4 protein-coding genes are annotated in these 2639 nt (G+C 65.6%); all 4 read right to left on the bottom strand.

From position 1 onward, the window contains the following. Window positions 1-835, bottom strand: an 835-nt coding sequence (locus tag WA702_RS24855; RefSeq protein ID WP_425113193.1) for an amidase, incomplete at its 3' end; no start/stop codon positions are given. Next, on the bottom strand, window positions 832-1092 hold the full coding sequence (locus WA702_RS24850; protein ID WP_425113192.1) for a hypothetical protein: 261 nt from the start codon (window positions 1090-1092) through the stop codon (window positions 832-834). The genes WA702_RS24855 and WA702_RS24850, both read right to left, overlap by 4 nt. Before the next feature lie 34 nt (window positions 1093-1126). Next, a complete protein-coding gene (gene gatC / locus WA702_RS24845) occupies window positions 1127-1414 on the bottom strand; it encodes an Asp-tRNA(Asn)/Glu-tRNA(Gln) amidotransferase subunit GatC (RefSeq protein WP_425113191.1) in 288 nt (95 codons plus the stop codon). A gap of 218 nt (window positions 1415-1632) precedes the next feature. Next, window positions 1633-2639, bottom strand: a 1007-nt coding sequence (locus WA702_RS24840; RefSeq protein ID WP_425113190.1) for an NAD(P)H-dependent flavin oxidoreductase, incomplete at its 5' end; no start/stop codon positions are given.

The following is a 2639-nucleotide window of genomic DNA, read 5'->3' as shown; positions in this document are numbered from 1 at the left end:
CGGCCGGCATGCCGTCGAGGCGATATTCCTTGGGGATGCCGATCTTCATGCCCTTCACGGACTTGCCGATCGCGGCCTCGTAATCCGGCACCTTCATGTCGACCGAGGTGGTGTCCTTCGGGTCGTGCCCGGCCATCGAGCGTAAGAGGATCGCGGCATCGCGGGTCGAGCGTGCGATGGGACCGGCCTGGTCGAGCGACGATGCGAAGGCAACGACGCCCCAGCGCGAGCAGCGGCCATAGGTCGGCTTGATGCCGACCGTGGCGGTAAAGGCCGCCGGCTGACGGATCGAGCCGCCGGTGTCGGTCGCGGTCGCGCCCATGCACAGCAGCGCCGCCACCGCCGAGGCCGAACCGCCGGAGGAGCCACCAGGCACCAAGGTGGTATTGGAGCCTTCGCGTCGCCAGGGATTGCCGACCGGGCCGAAGCACGAGGTCTCGTTCGACGAGCCCATCGCGAACTCGTCATTGTTGAGCTTGCCGAGCATCACCGCGCCGTCGCGCCACAGCTGCGAGGTTACGGTCGACTCGTAAGGCGGCACGAAATTGCCGAGGATCTTCGAGCAGGCCGTGGTGCGCACGCCCTTGGTGGCGAAGAGATCCTTGATCCCGAGCGGAATGCCGGCCAGCGGCCCGCCCTCGCCCTTGCTGATCTTTCCATCGGCCTCGCGTGCCATGTCGCGCGCCTGATCCGGCGTCTCCAACACGAAGGCGTTGAGCGCGCGCGCGTCCTCGATCGCCTTCAGATGCGCGTCGGTGAGCTCGAGCGAGGTAAAGGTCTTGCGCGCGAGACCCTCACGGGCCTCGGCGAGCGTCAGCGAAGTCAAATCGGTCATTTATTGATCGGGCTGCAGAAGAAGGGGGAAAGCGTCTTGTCGTCGGTGGTGTCTTCCGCGAAGAACTTGTTGGTCTTCGCCTTGGTCTCGGCGCGCGCCTTCACCTCGGCGTTGACTTGCGCCTCGAGCGCATCGAGCACGGCATCCACGGCCTTGTCAGGATCGACGTCCTTGCCTTCGGCCTTTTGCCGCTCCATCACGTCGAGATAATTCATGTAGGCCTGATAGGCCTTTTCATCGTCGCAGAGCATGCACATCAGCGGGCTCGTTCGTTGTTTCGACAGTTGCGTTCTATTCCACGACCTTCGGCACCAGGAAGAAGTGCTTCTCGGTCTCGGGCGCGTTGCCGACGATATCGTCGGCGATCTCGCCGTCATTGACCACGTCCTGCCGCTTCTTCATCTCCATCGGCGTCACCGAGGTCATGGGCTCGACGCCCTCCACATTGACCTCCGACAACTGCTCGACGAAGGCCAGCATGGCATTGAGCTCGCCCTGCAGGTGCGGAACCTCGGCGTCAGTGACAGCGATCCGCGCGAGTTGCGCGATCCGGCGGACGGTGGCGGCATCGACCGACATTATATAGGGCCTCACGGGACGGAGTTAACCGTTCGCCGTATAGCAGAGGCCGCTTTCGCGCCGCAACCAGCCGAAACGGCGGCGAATCTGCAATCCGACGCATCCGTGCCTGCGGCAAGCAACCGTAGGGCGGATCAGCGAAGCGTAATCCGCCATCAATCCACGGAAAAAGGCGGGTTACGGCTGCGCCTAACCCGCCCTACTGGAGTTGAAAACGCTCAGCCCGCCAGCTGACGCATCCGCGCCTGCGCGTCCGCGGCAAGCTTCCGCGTCAGCTCGGCGGCCGGCTGCTCAGTGCCGAGACGGATCGCCTGCCCAGCCCAGAGATTGGTAAAGTCGGACTTGCCCTGCTTTTCAGCAGCGGCCTTCAGCGGTCCGAGCGCGGTGGCGGCATGCGGAAAGGCGGGTGCATCGGGCGAGATCGGCCCGACCTCGCGCGTCACCCGGTTGACGACACCACGCGCCCAGCGCCCGGTCATCACATTGGTTATGACCGTCGATTCGTCGCTCGCCTGCGCCAGCGCCGCGCGTCCCAGCGCCGTCACCTTGGACTCCGGGCAGCGCAGATAGGCACTGCCGATCTGCACACCGGATGCGCCGAGCGCAAACGCCGCCGCGATGCCGCGACCATCGGCGATGCCGCCGGCGACGATCACCGGCAGCTTCACCGCATCGACCACCTGCGGCACCAGCGCGAGGTTGCCGACCTGCTCGGCGAGCCGGTCCGTCAGGAACATGCTGCGATGGCCGCCGGCTTCAGTACCTTGCACGATGATGATGTCGGCGCCGTTCTGTTCGAGCCACACCGCCTCGCGCACCACAGTGGCCGACGCCATGATGATCGCCCCTGTCGCCTTGACGCGCTTGAGCAGCGCCGGCTCCGGCAGGCCGAAATGGAAGCTCACCACTTCCGGCTTGAGCTCCTCGACCACCGCACACATCGCCGCATCGAACGGCGCGCGATTGGCGGCATTGACTGGCGCCGCCGGGTCGATGCCGTGCTCCTGGTAATAGGCGCCGAGCCGCTTGCGCCAGCCGGCCTCGCGTGCGGCATCGGCCTCGACCGGCGTGTGGCAGAAGAAGTTCATGTTGACCGGCGCGGTAACGCGCTGGCGGATCAGATTGACCTGCTCGCGGGCCTTTTCCGCCGAGAGTAACGCACATGGCAACGAGCCGAGCCCGCCGCCTTGTGCCACCGCGGTCACGAGATCCGCGTCCATAATCC

The sequence above is a fragment of the Bradyrhizobium sp. genome (genome assembly GCF_049798375.1).
Taxonomy (GTDB): Bacteria; Pseudomonadota; Alphaproteobacteria; order Rhizobiales; family Xanthobacteraceae; genus Bradyrhizobium.
This window is presented reverse-complemented; position numbering and strand designations above follow the sequence as displayed.

Bases quoted from the DNA above. Each gene is read 5' to 3' on its own strand.
- WA702_RS24850 (WP_425113192.1), bottom strand. From the start codon at position 1,092: ATGTGCATGCTCTGCGACGATGAAAAGGCCTATCAGGCCTACATGAAT.
- gatC (WP_425113191.1), bottom strand. From the start codon at position 1,414: ATGTCGGTCGATGCCGCCACCGTCCGCCGGATCGCGCAACTCGCGCGG.